Below are 14576 nucleotides of genomic sequence, written 5' to 3' on the forward strand. Positions count from 1 at the left end.
GACTGGATGGACGTGCAGAAGCCGGAGGTCCTCGCCAAGCTCCGCACCCTGCCCGTGGGCCAGGCACCCGCCGGCGGCTGGAAGTCCTTCCTGGCGGACGCGAAGGGCAGCACGAAGGGCAGCGGCAACGCCGGCTCCGGGGTCAACTCCACCGCAGGTACCGGCGCCTGAAATGTCCGGTGTAAATACGCCCTGAAATGCGGGTTTCCTCCCGGCAGGGGGGCGCGAAAGATCCCCGGAACAGGCATGCGAAACTTTTCACATGAGTACCCGTAGCCGTGCCTCCCTGATCGGTGCCGTGGCCGCCGTCGCGGCCCTGACCCTGTCCGCGTGCGGCTCGGGCGGCATCTCGGGCGGCGGGGGCGACACCAACTTCGTCACCGGCGACCACGGCGTCTCCACCGTCCCGCAGGGCAAGAGGGGCGCGGCTCCGGACCTGTCCGGCAAGACCATCGACGGCAAGACCCTCACCGTCGGCGACTACCGGGGCAAGGTCGTCGTCCTCAACTTCTGGGGTTCCTGGTGCGGCCCCTGCCGGGCAGAGGCCAAGTACTTCGCCAAGGTCTCCAGGGAATACGCGGACAAGGGCGTGCAGTTCGTCGGCGTCAACACCCGCGACACCAACGTCACCTCGGCCGTCTCCTTCGAGAAGGACGCCGGGATCACCTACCCGAGCCTGTACGACCCGACCGGCAAGCTGATGCTCCGGTTCAGGAAGGGCACGCTCAACCCGCAGCTGATCCCCTCCACCCTCATCCTCGACCGGCACGGGAAGGTCGCCGCGCGGGCGCTGGAGCAGCTCGACGCGACCTCCCTGACCGAGATGATCCAACCGGTGCTGGCGGAGAAGTGACGTGAGCGCACTCGTGACGGTGGCCGCGCAGAACGAGACCGTGCTGCACGGCACCCTGCTGATCGCCCTGCCGGTCGCCCTGCTCGGCGGGCTCGTCTCCTTCTTCTCCCCGTGCGTCCTGCCCCTCGTCCCCGGCTACCTCTCTTACGTCACCGGGGTCGCCGGCACCGACCTGGGCGAGGCCAGACGCGGCCGGATGGTCACCGGCGCCGCCCTGTTCGTGCTGGGCTTCAGCGCCGTGTTCATCTCCGGCGGAGCCCTGTTCGGCTACTTCGGCGCGAACCTCCAGGAGCACAAGGACACCCTGTCCAAGGTGCTCGGCGTGCTCATGATCGCCATGGGTGTCTTCTTCATGGGCCTGATGCCCTGGTTCACCCAGCGCGAGTTCCGCTTCCACAAGCGGCCCGCCGCCGGCCTGGCCGGCGCGCCGATACTGGGCGCCCTGTTCGGCATCGGCTGGACGCCCTGCATCGGCCCCACCCTCGGCTCGGTGAACTTCCTGGCCATGAACCAGTCCAGCGCCGGGCGCGGCGCGGTGCTGATGATCGCGTACTGCCTGGGGCTCGGCCTGCCGTTCGTGCTCGCGGCCGTCGCCTTCCGCAAGGCCCTCGGCGCCTTCGCCTGGGTCAAGCGCCACTATGTCTGGGTGATGCGCATCGGCGGCACGATGATGATCGTGACCGGTGTGCTGCTGCTGACCGGGGCCTGGGACCGCCTGGTACATGAGATGCAGACGTGGTCCGACGGCTTCACTGTGGGGATCTGACGCGATGAGCACGACCGAAACGGACAACGGCGCCGGCAAGGGCCCCGACACCGGCCAGGACGGCGAGGACCTCGGCGCGGCCGGCTCCCAGCTGTCCACCGCCCCCCAGGAGGAGGCCCCCGGTGCGACGGTCGGGCTGGGCGTCATCGGCTGGGCCCGCTGGTTCTGGCGGCAGCTGACCTCCATGCGGGTCGCGCTGCTGCTGCTCCTGCTGCTCTCCCTCGGCGCGATCCCCGGCTCGCTGATCCCGCAGACCGGCGCCGACATCAACAAGGTCGACGACTTCCGCAAGGCGCACAAGACGCTCTCGCCGGTCTACGACAAGCTCGGCCTGTTCCACGTCTACAGCTCGGTGTGGTTCTCCGCCGTCTACATCCTGCTGTTCGTCTCCCTCATCGGCTGCATCATCCCGCGCACCTGGCAGTTCGTCGGCCAGCTCCGCGGCCGCCCGCCGGCCGCGCCCAAGCGGCTGAACCGGCTGCCCGCCTACACCACCTGGCGCACCACCGCCGAGCCCGAGCAGGTACGCGAGGCCGCGCTCGCCCTGCTCAAGCGCCGCCGCTTCCGGGCCCACGTCACCGGCGACGCGGTGGCCGCCGAGAAGGGCTACGTGCGTGAGCTGGGCAACCTGATCTTCCACATCGCGCTGATCGTGCTGCTGGTCGCCTTCGCCTCCGGCCAGCTGTACAAGTCGGACGGCACCAAGCTGGTCGTCGAGGGCGACGGCTTCGCCAACGCCATCCCGATGTACGACGACTTCCGCTCCGGCAGCCTGTTCAAGGGCGACGACCTGGTGCCGTTCAGCTTCGACCTGAAGGACTTCAAGGGCACCTACGAGCTGACCGGCCCCAACCGCGGCACCCCGCGCACCTACGAGGCGAGGATCACCTACAGCAAGGGCGCGAACGGCAAGGAGCAGTCGACGACCGTCAAGGTCAACCAGCCGCTGCACATCGACGACTCCAAGGTCTACCTCGTCAGCCACGGCTACGCGCCCGTGATCACCGTCCGGGACGGCAAGGGCAAGGTCGTCTACCACGACGCCGTACCGCTGCTGCCGCTCGACGGCAACGTCACCTCCAACGGCGTGATCAAGGTGCTGGACGGATACCGCAACCCGCAGGGGAAGAAGGAGCAACTCGGCTTCCAGGCCTTCTTCGTGCCGACGTTCGACCCCAAGAGCGGCACGATGCTCTCGGCGTTCCCCTCGCTGCTGAACCCGCTGCTCGCGGTGAACGCCTACCACGGTGACCTGGGCAGCGTGAACGCCGGTGTCCCGCAGAGCGTGTACCAGCTCGACAAGACGGACATGAAGGAGTTCAAGGACAGCAAGGGCAAGCTGCTGAAGAAGCTGCTCCAGCCCGGCGACACCATGAAGCTCCCGAACGGCGCCGGCTCCCTGACCTTCGACAAGGAGATCAAGGAGTGGGCCGGGTTCGAGATCGTCCAGGAGCCCGGCAGCGGCTGGGCGCTCGGCGGCGCCCTGGCCGCGATCTTCGGTCTCGCCGGGTCGCTGTTCATCCAGCGCCGCCGCGTCTGGGTGCGGGCCGTGCGCGGCGCCGACGGCGTCACGGTCGTCGAGATGGCCGGCCTCGGCCGCAGCGAGTCCGCGAAGGTCCCCGAGGAACTGGGCGACCTCGCCGGCACCCTGTACGACCCGGAACTGGCCCCCGACGAGGACCAGGACCCTGCCGAAAACCAGGACCCTGCCGAGGACCCGGATCCGGACCAGGACCCGGCCAACGAACCGGCGCCGGGGGCCTCCCACCCCGACGACGACCCTTCCACCTCCCCCGACCCCCAAGCCGTACCTGCCGAAGGGGCTGAGAAGTGACTCTCGCCGCCGCGACCGACCTCGCCGTCGCCACCAACGAACACCTGGCGAGCATCAGCAACACGCTGATCTACTCGTCCATGGCCGTCTACACGCTGGCCTTCTTCGCCTACATCGCCGAGTGGCTGTTCGGCAGCCGCAGCAAGGTGGCCCGTACGGCCGCCGCGCTGACCGCCGACGAGGCCGAGCGCGAGGCGGCCGGGCCGGCGGTCACCGTGCAGAAGGCCGGCGGCACCGCCGTACTGGAGCGGCCGAAGGTCGTCGTGCGGTCCCAGTCCGGCGCGCGGGACGTGCCGGACGGCCCCGGCGCGCACGGCGGCGACGAGCAGGGCGACCTGTACGGCCGGATCGCGATCTCCCTCACCGTGCTCGCCTTCCTCGTGGAGCTGTCGGGCGTAGTCGCCCGCGCGGCCTCCGTGCAGCGGGCGCCGTGGGGCAACATGTACGAGTTCAACATCACGTTCTCCACGGTCGCCGTCGCCGTCTACCTGGGGCTGCTGGCCCTGAAGAAGAACGTGCGCTGGCTCGGCCTGTTCCTGGTCACCACGGTCCTGCTGGACCTCGGCCTCGCCGTCACCGTGCTGTACACCGCGAGCGACCAGCTGGTCCCGGCCCTGCACTCGTACTGGCTCTACATCCACGTCTCGACCGCGATCTTCTGCGGCGCGGTGTTCTACGTCGGCGCGGTCGCCACCATCCTGTACCTGTTCAAGGACTCGTACGAGAACAAGCTCCAGACCGGCGGCACCCCCGGCAAGTTCGCCACCTCCGTGCTGGAGCGGCTGCCCGCCTCGGCCTCCCTGGACAAGTTCGCCTACCGCGTCAACGCGGCCGTCTTCCCGCTGTGGACGTTCACGATCATCGCGGGCGCGATCTGGGCGGGCGACGCCTGGGGCCGCTACTGGAACTGGGACCCCAAGGAGACCTGGTCCTTCATCACCTGGATCGGCTACGCCTGCTACCTGCACGCGCGCGCCACGGCCGGCTGGAAGGGCCGCAAGGCCGCCTACCTGGCGATGCTCGCCTTCGCCTGCTGGCTGTTCAACTACTACGGCGTCAACATCTTCGTGACCGGCAAGCACTCGTACGCGGGCGTCTGAGCCGCCCGTCGGGGACACTGGTGTCATGAGCGGTTCCATCGCACAGGGCACCAGCCGGACCCAGGGGAACGCGCACATACTCCACTTCCTGGTGCGGGTCCCGAGGTCCATGGAAGACGTCTGGCCGGCGGTGGCCACTCCGGAGGGGCTCTCCGGGTGGTGCGCCGCCGTCGACGTTCTCGAACCCCGGCTCGACGGCGAGGTCCGGTTCCGCGAGCTGGGCGCCGGCCGGGTCACCGCGTGGGACGTCGACCGGGTCGCGGAGTACACGGTGGACGGCGCCGGCCGGATCCGGTTCCACCTGGAGCGGGACGGCGCCACCGCGTGCGTGCTGCGCTTCACCCAGGAGTTCCGGGGCGAGGACGGGGCGGAGGAGCAGTGGCGGACGAGATTCGAACGCCTGCTCGGCACTCTGGGGGTGTCCGCGTCCGGAACCTCGCCGACGGAGCCCGAAGGCCCCGTAGAACCCCTGCCGGGCCAGCTCACCTGACCGGCACCACCGGGCCCCGGGCGCGGCTACTCCCCGATGTCCTCCCGCCACAGATCGGGGTGCTCGGCGACGAAGCCCCGCATCAGCTCGACGCACTCGCCGTCGTCCAGCAGGACGATCTCCACGCCGTGCCGGGCCAGCCAGTCGTGCCCGCCGTGGAAGGTGGTGGCCTCGCCGATCACGACCCGGGAAATGCCGAACTGCCGGACCAGCCCGCTGCAGTACCAGCAGGGGGACAGGGTCGTGACCATCGTGGTCCCGCGGTACGACCGCTGCCGTCCCGCCGCCCGGAACGCGGCCGTCTCCGCGTGCAGCGACGGGTCCCCGTCCTGGACGCGGCGGTTGCGGCCCCGGCCGAGCAGGGCGCCGTCGGGGCCGTAGAGCGCGGCGCCGACCGGGACGCCGCCCTCGGCGCGGCCGGTGCGGGCCTCGGTGAGGGCGGTACCGAGCCAGACGCGCGCCTGTCGTGGATCCATGCCGCCACTGTGCCGCCCCCGTGCCGCGCCGGCCACCGCCCCGGCCGTCGCCCGTGCCCTCGCCCCGGCGCGCGTGCCCCTCAGTCCGGGCGCGCGGCGACCGCACGCCAGATCCGGTCCGGCAGGACCAGGGCCACCTCGTCGAGGTCCACCGCGTCCCCCGCCGACAGCCAGCGCGGGGTCACGGCGATGACCGGCCCGAGGACCAGCGCCTCGATCAACGGCAGGGGCGGCGCGGCCAGTTCACCGGACTCCACGTGCCGGCGCACGCCGGCCACCGGCGACTGCGCCACCGGCGGCAGCTCCCGCCAGTGGCGCACCGGTTCCGGCGGCACCCTGCACAGCGTCTTCAACGGCGGCTGCCTCGACCTGGCCTTCGGTGGCGGCGTCTCCACCCAGACCTGCACGTCCGGCGCCGCCTCAGCGCTGGAGCCGGGTCTAGCCCTCGCCGCGGACCCGCAGCAGCAGCTTGCCCGTGCTGGTCCGGCCGCCCAGCAGCCGGTGTGCCTCGGCGGCCTCTTCCAACGGGAACTCGGCGGTCACGGGCAGTGACACCGTGCCGTCGGCCGCCTTCGCGAAGGCCTCCTCGGAGAGCCGGCGCAGGGCGTCCGGCGCGGTCCGGGCCAGGTGCAGGATGGAGAAGCCGGAGACCGAGGTGCTGAGCCCGTACAGCTCCGCCGGGCCCGCGGTCCACGGCTCGGCCGAACTGGCGTTGCCGAAGGACACCAGGCGGCCGAAGACGGCCAGCGAGGCCAGCCCCGCCCGCAGGGTGTCGCCGCCGACGGGGTCGAGAATCACGTCGACGCCCCGGCCGCCGGTCGCCCGCCGTACCGGTTCCTCGAAGGCGCCGACGAACACGTCGTCGTAGCCGTACTCCTTGGCGTAGGCCGCCTTCGCCGCCGAGGACACCACGCCGTACACCGCCCCGGCGCCCGCCGCGCGGGCCAACTGGCCCGCGACCGTGCCGACTCCGCCGGCCGCGCCGTGCACGAGGACCGACTCGCCGGCCCGGAGACGGCCGACGGAGTGGAGCAGGGCGTGGGCGGTGGGCAGCACCGTCGGCAGCGTGGCGCCCGTGCGCAGGTCCACGCCGGCGGGGAGCGGGAAGACGGTCGTGGCGTCGGCGAGTACCACCTCCGCGTAGGCGCCGCCCCGCGTCAGGGCGGCCACCTCCTGGCCGACGGTGAGCCCCGTGACGCCCGCGCCGAGCGCCCGCACCCGGCCGGAGACCTCCAGGCCGGGGACGTACGGCAGCCGCTCCACCAGGTACCCCTCCGCGCGGGCCTTGACGTCGGCGAAGTTGACCCCGATGTAGGCCACGTCGACGGCGACCTGGCCGGGGCCCGGCTCGGGCACCTCGGCCGTCACCGCCCGCAGCACCTCGGGACCGCCGTACTCCTGGAACTGGACCGCGCGCATGCCGTACCTCCGGCCTGGTGTTCAACGAGAAGCGAACACTCGCGAGTGTATGGTTTTCGTCGAACACTCTGCAAGTGGTGTTCCAGCAAGCGGTCTCCCAGGAAGCGAGGAGGACGGCATGGCCCCCAGCCACCGCTCCGCCCCGGAGCACACCCACCCCGAGGACGTGCCGGTCCAGACCGTCCTCGCCGCCCTCGCCGACCCGGTACGCCTCGCCCTCGTCCGGGACCTGGCCGGCAGCGCCGACTGGTCGCGCAGCTGCGGCAGCTTCGACGTGCCCGTCGGCAAGGCGGCCCTCAGCCACCACTTCGCGGTGCTGCGCGGGGCGGGCCTGGTCGAGCAGCGCGACGAGGGACCCAGGCGGGTCAACCGGCTCCGGCGGGCCGAGTTCGAGGCCCGGTTCCCGGGGCTGCTGGCCCTGGTGCTCCAGGGGGATGGGGAGTGAGCGGTAGGCGGTCCCGCCGGTTGCTCAGTCCGTCTTCGGGTCGTCCCGCTCCAGCGACTTGAGGAACTCGGGGTTGTCGTCCGGCGCGACCCAGCCGGTCCCCGGACCGGGGTGGCCGTCGGCCGCAGCGCCCCCGGCGGCGGCCGTCCGCCGGACCCGGCCGGTGAGCAGCCAGGCGACCGGTCCCACCAGCACCTCGCCGAAGAGCAGGATGACGATCACCCACACCACCTTCGGCAGATGGCGGACTTCGTCCTCCGGAGTGTTCAGGCAGTCCACGAAGGCGTAGATCCACAGCGCCAGGACCAGCAGGAACGGCAGATACCTGAGCATGGTCGCGCGCACTCCCGACGGATGAGACGGCCCGGTGACGGGGACAGGCTACCGGCCAGGGCCACGAGGACGGCGGACGGCGCGGGGTACCCCTGACGGCCCCTGGTGGCCCCCGGTGGCCGGGCCGCGGGGGCCCGTGGCCGATACTGGTGGGCATGGCTTACGACGATCTTCGCTCCCTGCTGCGGGCGCTGGAGCGCGAGGGCGACCTCAAGCGCATCAAGGCCGAGGTCGACCCGTATCTGGAGGTCGGGGAGATCGTCGACCGGGTGCAGAAGTCCGGCGGCCCCGCGCTGCTCTTCGAGAACGTGCGCGGCTCCGCCATGCCGCTCGCGATGAACGTCTTCGGCACCGACCGCCGGTTGCTGAAGTCGCTGGGCCTGAAGTCGTACGGCGAGATCTCCGAGAAGATCGGCGGGCTGCTGCGGCCCGAACTGCCGCACGGGTTCGTGGGAGTGCGCGAGGCGTTCGGGAAGCTCGGCGCGATGGCGCACGTGCCGCCCCGCAAGGTCAAGGAGGCGCCCGTCCAGGAGGTCGTGCTGCGCGGCGACGACGTCGACCTCGACGCGCTGCCCGCCCTGTTCACCTGGCCCAAGGACGGCGGCTCCTTCTTCAACCTGGGCCTCACCCACACGAAGGACCCGGAGAGCGGCGTCCGCAACCTGGGCCTGTACCGGCTCCAGCGGCACGACCGGCGCACCATCGGCATGCACTGGCAGATCCACAAGGACAGCCGCAACCACTACCAGGTGGCGGCCAGGCGGGGCGAGCGGCTGCCGGTCGCGATCGCCTTCGGCTGCCCGCCCGCCGTGACGTACGCCTCCACGGCCCCGCTGCCCGGCGACATCGACGAGTACCTGTTCGCCGGGTTCATCGCCGGCAAGCGGATCGAGATGGTCGACTGCAAGACGGTGCCGCTGCAGGTGCCCGCACAGGCCGAGGTCGTCCTGGAGGGCTGGCTGGAGCCCGGCGAGATGCTCCCCGAGGGCCCCTTCGGCGACCACACCGGCTTCTACACGCCCCAGGAACCCTTCCCGGCCCTGACCATCGACTGCGTGACCATGCGCAGGCGTCCGCTGCTCCAGTCCATCGTGGTCGGCCGTCCGCCGACCGAGGACGGGCCGCTCGGCCGCGCCACGGAACGCTTCTTCCTGCCGCTGCTGAAGATCATCGTGCCGGACATCGTGGACTACCACCTGCCCGAGGCCGGCGGCTTCCACAACTGCGCGATCGTCTCGATCGACAAGAAGTACCCGAAGCACGCCCAGAAGGTGATGCACGCCGTCTGGGGCGCGCACATGATGTCCCTGACGAAGCTGATCGTGGTCGTCGACGCCGACTGCGACGTCCACGACCTGCACGAGGTTGCGTGGCGGGCTCTCGGGAACACGGACTACGCCCGCGACCTCACCGTCGTCGAAGGCCCCGTCGACCACCTCGACCACGCCTCCTACCAGCAGTTCTGGGGCGGCAAGGCGGGGATCGACGCGACACGCAAGTGGCCCGAGGAGGGTTACACGCGCGACGGCGGCTGGCCGGACATGGTCCTGTCCGACCCGGATACGGCGGCCCTGGTGGACCGCCGCTGGAAGGAGTACGGCCTGTGAGTTCCGCGTCCGCCGCGATTGCCCAGCCGGGGCGCACCAAGGCGTTCCTGCGCCTGGTGATGATCGAGCACTCCGTGTTCGCGCTGCCCTTCGCCTACATCGCCGCGCTCACCGCGATGTTCCAGTGGGACAAGAACATCCACTGGGGGCGGCTGCTGCTGGTCACCGTCTGCATGGTGGGCCTCAGGACCTTCGCGATGGCCGTCAACCGGATCATCGACCGGGAGATCGACGCCCGTAACCCGCGCACCGCGCACCGTGAACTGGTCACCGGCGCGATGTCCGTGCGGCACGCCTGGACCGGCGCGCTGATCGCCCTCGTGGTGTTCCTCGGCGCGGCGGCCCTGCTGAACCCCCTGTGCCTGGCGCTCGCGCCCATCGCGGTGATCCCGATGGTGGTGTACCCGTACGGCAAGCGGTTCACGAACTTCCCGCAGGCCATCCTGGGGCTCGCCCAGGCGATGGGGCCGGTCGGCGGCTGGCTCGCGATCAGCGGCGAGTGGTCCTGGGAGGCGGTGATCCTGGGCCTCGCGGTCGGCGTCTGGATCGGCGGCTTCGACCTGATCTACGCCTGCCAGGACGTGGAGACCGACCGGGAGACCGGCGTCATGTCGGTCCCGGCCCGCTTCGGCGTCCCGGCGGCCGTGTGGGGCGCGCGCGTCTGCCACACGATCACGACCGCCCTGTTCGTCTGGTACGCGCTGGCCACCCACGCCGGCGCCTTCTTCTGGCTGGGCCTCGTCGTCGTCGCGGGCGCCTTCCTCTACGAGCACACGATCGTCCGCCCGCACGACCTGTCCCGCGTGAACAGGGCGTTCTTCAGCGTCAACGGGTTCATCGGCATCGCCCTGTTCGCGTGCGCGCTGCTGGATCTCCTGGTGCGGGGGCTGACGGTATAGCGGAACCGGCCCGGAAGTGGCCGAAAACAATCCCCTCTCACAGTGCATTTGTTCGAAGCGGGTTAGGGTCTGCTTGACCGTTCAAAAAAAGCACTGAGGGGGAAAATGAAAGCCTCTATGCGTAAACGCGCTCAGACCATTCTCGCCGCCGCGGCGGTCCTGACCGGACTGACCCTGTCGGTGGGCGCGACCGGCGCCTCCGCGGCCACGCCGCAGAACGTCAAGTTCTTCTGGACCGGCACCGGCGGCAGCTTCCAGGGCATCGGTATCTACGTCAACGGCAAGCACTCCGGCGAGGTGTACTGGCACCCGAACGGGGACACGCTCGAAGCGGTCGACGTGAACGGCGACGGATTCGGTGTGTACGGCTACCTCGGCACGAGCCCGGTCCGGGAACTGAGCACGTACGGCCACAAGGCGCCCTACCGGACGACCAAGGGCGGGAATCTTCCGGAAAACCACACCTACACGTTCTGGGCCTGCATCGGCACGGACACCGGTGGTCTCGTCTGCTCCGACATCTACAAGGTCAAGTCGTAGCGGACAACAAGCCGGATAAGCAACCGGAAAAGTCTCTTCCCTGAATTCGTTCTGGTGAAAGCGTCACCGGTCTGCCGTGCATGAGGGGTGGATCACCGGCCGACGGGCCGGTGATCCACCTTTTGCGCTCCGCGCGGGACTCGCCTGGGTGCGGTCCGCAGGGGACTCGCCGGTAGGCTCAACGTGTGAACGCAGGACAAACGCAGCGTGTGCCTTGGATCGTGGGGGTGTCCGGAGCCTCGGGGACCCCGTATGCGGCTGCCGTGCTGCGGGCGCTGCTGGACGCCGGAGAGGCGGTCGACCTGGTGGTCAGCCGGGCCTCGCGGCTCACCCTGCTCGACGAGACCGGCATCGCCTTCCGGGACGGCCACTGGCAGCACGACCTGCGGGAATGGCTGGGCCGGGGCGCCGACGGCAAGCCCGGCGCCTTCGAGGCCGACGTGAGCGACGTGCGGTACTGGAGCGCGGGCGACCTCGCGGCCGGACCGTCCTCGGGGTCGTACCCGGCCAAGGGGATGCTCGTCGTGCCGGCCTCCACCGCGTGCGTCGCAGGTGTCGCCCTCGGCCTGTCGAAGGACCTGCTGCAACGGGCCGCGAGCGTCACGCTCAAGGAGCGCCGCACCCTCGTTGTCGCCGTACGGGAGACCCCCTTGAACGGCCAGACCCTGCGGCACCTCGTCGCCCTGGACGACGCCGGGGCGAGCGTGGTGCCCGCGTCCCCGGCGTTCTACGCGGGCGCGACCCACATCCAGGACCTCGTGGACTTCGTCGCCGGACGGGTGCTCGACGCGGCGGGCGTCGAGCACGGCCTGTACCGGCGGTGGAAGGGCGAACTGGGCGGCGGTACGTCGTAGCCGGCCCGGCGCTCCACAACCCCTCATCACTTCCCCATCACTTCAGGAACTCTTCAGCGGAAGGCTTCGATCGCATGGACGCGGTGGACAGGCAGCTCATCCAGGCTCTGAGAGAGAACGGCCGGGCCTCCTACGCCGAGCTGGGGCGCCTCGTCGGTCTGTCGGGACCCAGCGTCACCGACCGCATCAACCGGCTGGAGGCGGCCGGCGTCATCACCGGCTACCGCGCCACCGTGAACGCGGCCTCCCTCGGCCTCGGCGTCACGGCGCTGATCGGCATCTCCCTCTCCGACGCCGCCGACCACGAGGACGTGGCCCAGCGGCTGAAGGAACTCCCCGAGATCGAGGACTGCTGGTTCATCGCCGGCGACGACTCCTTCATGCTCAAGGCGCGGGCCGCCGACGTGGACGGGCTGGAGCGGATCATCCGGCGGCTGTCCGGGACCAAGGGCGTCTCCCGGACGCGTACCACCATCGTGCTCTCCACCAAATGGGAGAACCGGGTCGGGGAGCTGCCCGAGGAGGTCTAGGGATACCGTTGGCCGAGCTGTCGTAGAAAGGGTGTGTGGGGATGGACGTCGGGCTCAAGCGCGAGCTGGAGGACAAGGTCAGGGCTGGTGAGCGCCTGACCCGCGAGGACGGCGTCGCACTGTACGAGTCGGACGACCTGGCCTGGCTCGGTGGCCTCGCCCACGAGGTGCGCACCCGCAAGAACGGTGACGTCGTCCACTTCAACGTCAACCGGCACCTCAACATGACGAACGTGTGCACGGCGTCCTGCGCCTACTGCTCGTTCCAGCGCAAGCCGGGCGAGAAGGACGCGTACACGATGCGCATCGAGGAGGCCGTGAAGCTGGCCAAGGCGATGGAGTCGGAGAACCTCACCGAGCTGCACATCGTCAACGGGCTGCACCCGAACCTGCCGTGGCGCTACTACCCCCGGTCGCTGCGCGAGCTGAAGGCCGCGCTGCCGGACGTCTCCCTGAAGGCCTTCACGGCGACGGAGATCCACCACTTCGAGACGATCAGCGGGCTGTCCGCCTCCGAGATCCTGGACGAGCTGATCGACGCGGGGCTGGAGTCGCTGACCGGCGGCGGTGCGGAGATCTTCGACTGGGAGGTCCGGCAGCACATCGCGGACCACCGGACCCACTGGGAGGACTGGTCCCGGATCCACCGCTTGGCGCACGAGAAGGGGCTCAAGACCCCCTGCACGATGCTCTACGGCCACATCGAGGAGCCCCGGCACCGCGTCGACCACGTCCTCCGCCTGCGTGAACTCCAGGACGAGACCGGTGGCTTCCAGGTCTTCATCCCGCTGCGCTACCAGCACGACTTCGTGGACATGAAGGACGGGAAGGTACGCAACCGTCTTCAGGCGCGCACCCAGATGGCGACGGGCGCCGAGGCGCTGAAGACGTTCGCGGTCTCCCGCCTCCTCTTCGACAACGTGCCGCACGTGAAGGTCTTCTGGGTCATGCACGGCGTCCAGACGGCCCAGCTGGCCCTCCAGCACGGCGCGGACGACATGGACGGTTCGGTCGTCGAGTACAAGATCACCCACGACGCGGACAATTACGGTACGCCGAACAAGCTCACCCGCGAGGACCTGCTCGACCTCATCCGGGACGCCGGGTTCCGTCCCGTCGAGCGCAACACGCGGTACGAGATCATCCGCGAGTACGACGCCCCCGACCCCCTCCGCCGAGAGTCCCCCCAGCCCATGCGCCTCTGACACCTCCACCCCCCTCGACCTGCCGCCGCGCCCCGCCGAAGGCGCCCCCAGGGGGCTCCGCCCCCCGGACCCCCAGCCCTTGCCCACCCACCACCCGACTCGGTGGGCTGAAAAGTCGGCAATCCGACAGCCGACTTGCCGGGCGGAGGCGGAGCTGCCGGTCTGGCCGCGCGGAGGCGATGTGGCGGCACTCGCCCGGCTGATGGGTAGGGACGAGCGTGCCCACCCAAGGGGCGCGGGGAACTGCGCGCTCAGCCAGCCACGGTCCGCACCCGGCGAGGGAGCGCCCCTCGTTCCGCGCCGCACCGCAGGGGTCTTCCATGGGCGCGAGTGAGCCCACTCAAGGGGCGCGGGGAACTGCGCGCTCAGCCAGCCACGGTCCGCACTGGGCGGCGGATCGCACCCACTCGGCTCGGCTGATCGGTGGGGGGCAAGTGGTCCCACTCAAGGGGCGCGGGGAACTGCGCGATCAGCCAGCCACGGTCCGCACCCGGTGACGGAGCACCCCCCGTTCCGCCCCGCACCGCAGGGGTACTCGGTGGGCATGGTGACTACCAGGGCCCCCGAGGACGCCTACACGGCGGAGCCGTTCGTGCCGGGCCCCGGTGTCGGCCTCGCCGCGCTGCGGAACGCCGCCGCCGGCTGCCGCGGCTGCCCCCTGCACAGGGACGCCACCCAGACCGTCTTCGGCGAGGGAAGGACCAGCGCCCGGCTGATGCTCGTCGGCGAGCAGCCCGGCGACCAGGAGGACCGGCAGGGCAAGCCGTTCGTCGGCCCAGCGGGCAAACTGCTGGACCGCGCGCTGGAGGAAGCCGGCCTGGACCCGGCGGACGCCTACATCACCAACGCCGTCAAGCACTTCAAGTTCACCCGCACCGAGCCCCGCAAGCGCCGTATCCACAAGGCACCCAGCCTGAGGGAGATGACCGCCTGCGGCCCCTGGCTGGCCGCCGAGCTGGCCCTCGTCGAGCCCGAACTGATCGTGATCCTCGGCGCGACCGCCGGAAAGGCCCTGCTCGGATCCTCGTTCCGGGTGACCCAGGTACGCGGGACCGTGCTGGAGCGGGACATCCACGGCCGCCCCGAGCGCCTGGTCCCCACCGTGCACCCCTCGGCCGTACTGCGCTCGGACGACCGCGAGCAGGCGTACCAGGGGCTGCTGGCCGACCTGGAGGTCGCCGCACGAGCCCTGGGGTGAGGGATCGGACGGCGGCCCGAGGTAATG

17 protein-coding genes are annotated in these 14576 nt (G+C 70.6%); 13 read left to right on the forward strand and 4 right to left on the reverse strand.

Annotated features, from left to right (window positions below):
* Positions 1–262: 262 nt before the first annotated feature.
* Genes ABZ854_RS00005 through ABZ854_RS00025 form a run of 5 tightly spaced genes read left to right on the forward strand, consistent with a single transcriptional unit; the run spans position 263 to position 5043 of the window.
* The gene (locus ABZ854_RS00005) at positions 263–853 is read left to right on the forward strand and encodes a TlpA disulfide reductase family protein (RefSeq protein ID WP_361202019.1); all 591 of its coding nucleotides are present in this window, start codon (positions 263–265) and stop codon (positions 851–853) included.
* A 1-nt stretch (position 854) separates the two neighbouring features.
* Complete coding sequence (locus tag ABZ854_RS00010; protein ID WP_361202021.1) at positions 855–1619, forward strand: cytochrome c biogenesis protein CcdA; 765 nt, start codon at positions 855–857, stop codon at positions 1617–1619.
* A gap of 4 nt (positions 1620–1623) precedes the next feature.
* On the forward strand, positions 1624–3453 hold the full coding sequence (locus tag ABZ854_RS00015; protein WP_361202023.1) for a cytochrome c biogenesis protein ResB: 1830 nt from the start codon (positions 1624–1626) through the stop codon (positions 3451–3453).
* Entirely contained in the window at positions 3450–4553 is a 1104-nt protein-coding gene (gene ccsB, locus ABZ854_RS00020) for a c-type cytochrome biogenesis protein CcsB (protein ID WP_361202025.1), read from the forward strand. The genes ABZ854_RS00015 and ccsB overlap by 4 nt, the downstream gene beginning before the upstream one ends.
* A gap of 25 nt (positions 4554–4578) precedes the next feature.
* The gene (locus ABZ854_RS00025) at positions 4579–5043 is read left to right on the forward strand and encodes a hypothetical protein (protein ID WP_361202027.1); all 465 of its coding nucleotides are present in this window, start codon (positions 4579–4581) and stop codon (positions 5041–5043) included.
* A 26-nt stretch (positions 5044–5069) separates the two neighbouring features.
* Here the strand turns inward: ABZ854_RS00025 and ABZ854_RS00030 are convergent, their stop codons facing one another.
* The 3 genes from ABZ854_RS00030 to ABZ854_RS00040 form a co-directional block, all read right to left on the reverse strand.
* Positions 5070–5519, reverse strand: a complete 450-nt coding sequence (locus tag ABZ854_RS00030; protein ID WP_361202029.1) for a nucleoside deaminase — start codon at positions 5517–5519, stop codon at positions 5070–5072.
* A gap of 80 nt (positions 5520–5599) precedes the next feature.
* The gene (locus ABZ854_RS00035) at positions 5600–5854 is read right to left on the reverse strand and encodes a hypothetical protein (protein WP_361202031.1); all 255 of its coding nucleotides are present in this window, start codon (positions 5852–5854) and stop codon (positions 5600–5602) included.
* Positions 5855–5957: 103 nt separating this feature from the next.
* Positions 5958–6938: a zinc-binding dehydrogenase gene (locus ABZ854_RS00040; RefSeq protein WP_361202033.1), complete on the reverse strand. Its 981-nt coding sequence runs from the start codon at positions 6936–6938 to the stop codon at positions 5958–5960.
* Between the two features lie 118 nt (positions 6939–7056).
* On the opposite strand from ABZ854_RS00040, the gene ABZ854_RS00045 reads away from it, so the two are divergent.
* Complete coding sequence (locus ABZ854_RS00045) at positions 7057–7383, forward strand: transcriptional regulator (protein WP_361202035.1); 327 nt, start codon at positions 7057–7059, stop codon at positions 7381–7383.
* 24 nt (positions 7384–7407) lie between these two features.
* Here ABZ854_RS00045 and ABZ854_RS00050 read toward each other — a convergent pair whose 3' ends face one another.
* On the reverse strand, positions 7408–7716 hold the full coding sequence (locus ABZ854_RS00050) for a PLD nuclease N-terminal domain-containing protein (RefSeq protein WP_361202037.1): 309 nt from the start codon (positions 7714–7716) through the stop codon (positions 7408–7410).
* Positions 7717–7871: 155 nt separating this feature from the next.
* Here ABZ854_RS00050 and ABZ854_RS00055 point away from each other — a divergent pair, with 155 nt between their 5' ends.
* The 7 genes from ABZ854_RS00055 to ABZ854_RS00085 all read left to right on the forward strand — a co-directional run bounded on the left by ABZ854_RS00055 (position 7872) and on the right by ABZ854_RS00085 (position 14549).
* Positions 7872–9323: a menaquinone biosynthesis decarboxylase gene (locus ABZ854_RS00055; protein WP_361202039.1), complete on the forward strand. Its 1452-nt coding sequence runs from the start codon at positions 7872–7874 to the stop codon at positions 9321–9323.
* Entirely contained in the window at positions 9320–10222 is a 903-nt protein-coding gene (gene mqnP / locus ABZ854_RS00060) for a menaquinone biosynthesis prenyltransferase MqnP (protein ID WP_361202041.1), read from the forward strand. Before ABZ854_RS00055 ends, mqnP begins: the two co-directional genes overlap by 4 nt.
* Before the next feature lie 117 nt (positions 10223–10339).
* Positions 10340–10762 (forward strand): hypothetical protein, encoded by a 423-nt coding sequence (locus tag ABZ854_RS00065; RefSeq protein ID WP_361202043.1) that lies wholly within the window; start codon positions 10340–10342, stop codon positions 10760–10762.
* A 209-nt stretch (positions 10763–10971) separates the two neighbouring features.
* Positions 10972–11616: a UbiX family flavin prenyltransferase gene (locus ABZ854_RS00070; protein ID WP_361202765.1), complete on the forward strand. Its 645-nt coding sequence runs from the start codon at positions 10972–10974 to the stop codon at positions 11614–11616.
* Between the two features lie 74 nt (positions 11617–11690).
* On the forward strand, positions 11691–12146 hold the full coding sequence (locus ABZ854_RS00075) for an Lrp/AsnC family transcriptional regulator (RefSeq protein ID WP_129307546.1): 456 nt from the start codon (positions 11691–11693) through the stop codon (positions 12144–12146).
* Between the two features lie 41 nt (positions 12147–12187).
* On the forward strand, positions 12188–13351 hold the full coding sequence (gene mqnE, locus ABZ854_RS00080) for an aminofutalosine synthase MqnE (RefSeq protein ID WP_361202045.1): 1164 nt from the start codon (positions 12188–12190) through the stop codon (positions 13349–13351).
* 544 nt (positions 13352–13895) lie between these two features.
* Positions 13896–14549, forward strand: coding sequence for a UdgX family uracil-DNA binding protein (locus tag ABZ854_RS00085; RefSeq protein WP_361202047.1), 654 nt, complete (start codon positions 13896–13898; stop codon positions 14547–14549).
* The last annotated feature ends 27 nt before the right edge of the window (positions 14550–14576 follow it).

Origin of the sequence: Streptomyces sp. NPDC047028 (genome assembly GCF_040644095.1) — a bacterium.
Taxonomy (GTDB): domain Bacteria; phylum Actinomycetota; class Actinomycetes; order Streptomycetales; family Streptomycetaceae; genus Streptomyces.

What these genes read in the sequence shown, in the direction of transcription:
- mqnE (WP_361202045.1), top strand. Translation starts at nt 12,188, where the DNA reads ATGGACGTCGGGCTCAAGCGCGAGCTGGAGGACAAGGTCAGGGCTGGT.
- ABZ854_RS00050 (WP_361202037.1), bottom strand. Translation starts at nt 7,716, where the DNA reads ATGCTCAGGTATCTGCCGTTCCTGCTGGTCCTGGCGCTGTGGATCTAC.
- ABZ854_RS00055 (WP_361202039.1), top strand. Translation starts at nt 7,872, where the DNA reads ATGGCTTACGACGATCTTCGCTCCCTGCTGCGGGCGCTGGAGCGCGAG.
- ABZ854_RS00075 (WP_129307546.1), top strand. Translation starts at nt 11,691, where the DNA reads ATGGACGCGGTGGACAGGCAGCTCATCCAGGCTCTGAGAGAGAACGGC.
- ABZ854_RS00015 (WP_361202023.1), top strand. Translation starts at nt 1,624, where the DNA reads ATGAGCACGACCGAAACGGACAACGGCGCCGGCAAGGGCCCCGACACC.
- ABZ854_RS00065 (WP_361202043.1), top strand. Translation starts at nt 10,340, where the DNA reads ATGCGTAAACGCGCTCAGACCATTCTCGCCGCCGCGGCGGTCCTGACC.
- ABZ854_RS00030 (WP_361202029.1), bottom strand. Translation starts at nt 5,519, where the DNA reads ATGGATCCACGACAGGCGCGCGTCTGGCTCGGTACCGCCCTCACCGAG.
- ABZ854_RS00025 (WP_361202027.1), top strand. Translation starts at nt 4,579, where the DNA reads ATGAGCGGTTCCATCGCACAGGGCACCAGCCGGACCCAGGGGAACGCG.
- ABZ854_RS00045 (WP_361202035.1), top strand. Translation starts at nt 7,057, where the DNA reads ATGGCCCCCAGCCACCGCTCCGCCCCGGAGCACACCCACCCCGAGGAC.
- ABZ854_RS00085 (WP_361202047.1), top strand. Translation starts at nt 13,896, where the DNA reads ATGGTGACTACCAGGGCCCCCGAGGACGCCTACACGGCGGAGCCGTTC.
- ABZ854_RS00040 (WP_361202033.1), bottom strand. Translation starts at nt 6,938, where the DNA reads ATGCGCGCGGTCCAGTTCCAGGAGTACGGCGGTCCCGAGGTGCTGCGG.
- ABZ854_RS00005 (WP_361202019.1), top strand. Translation starts at nt 263, where the DNA reads ATGAGTACCCGTAGCCGTGCCTCCCTGATCGGTGCCGTGGCCGCCGTC.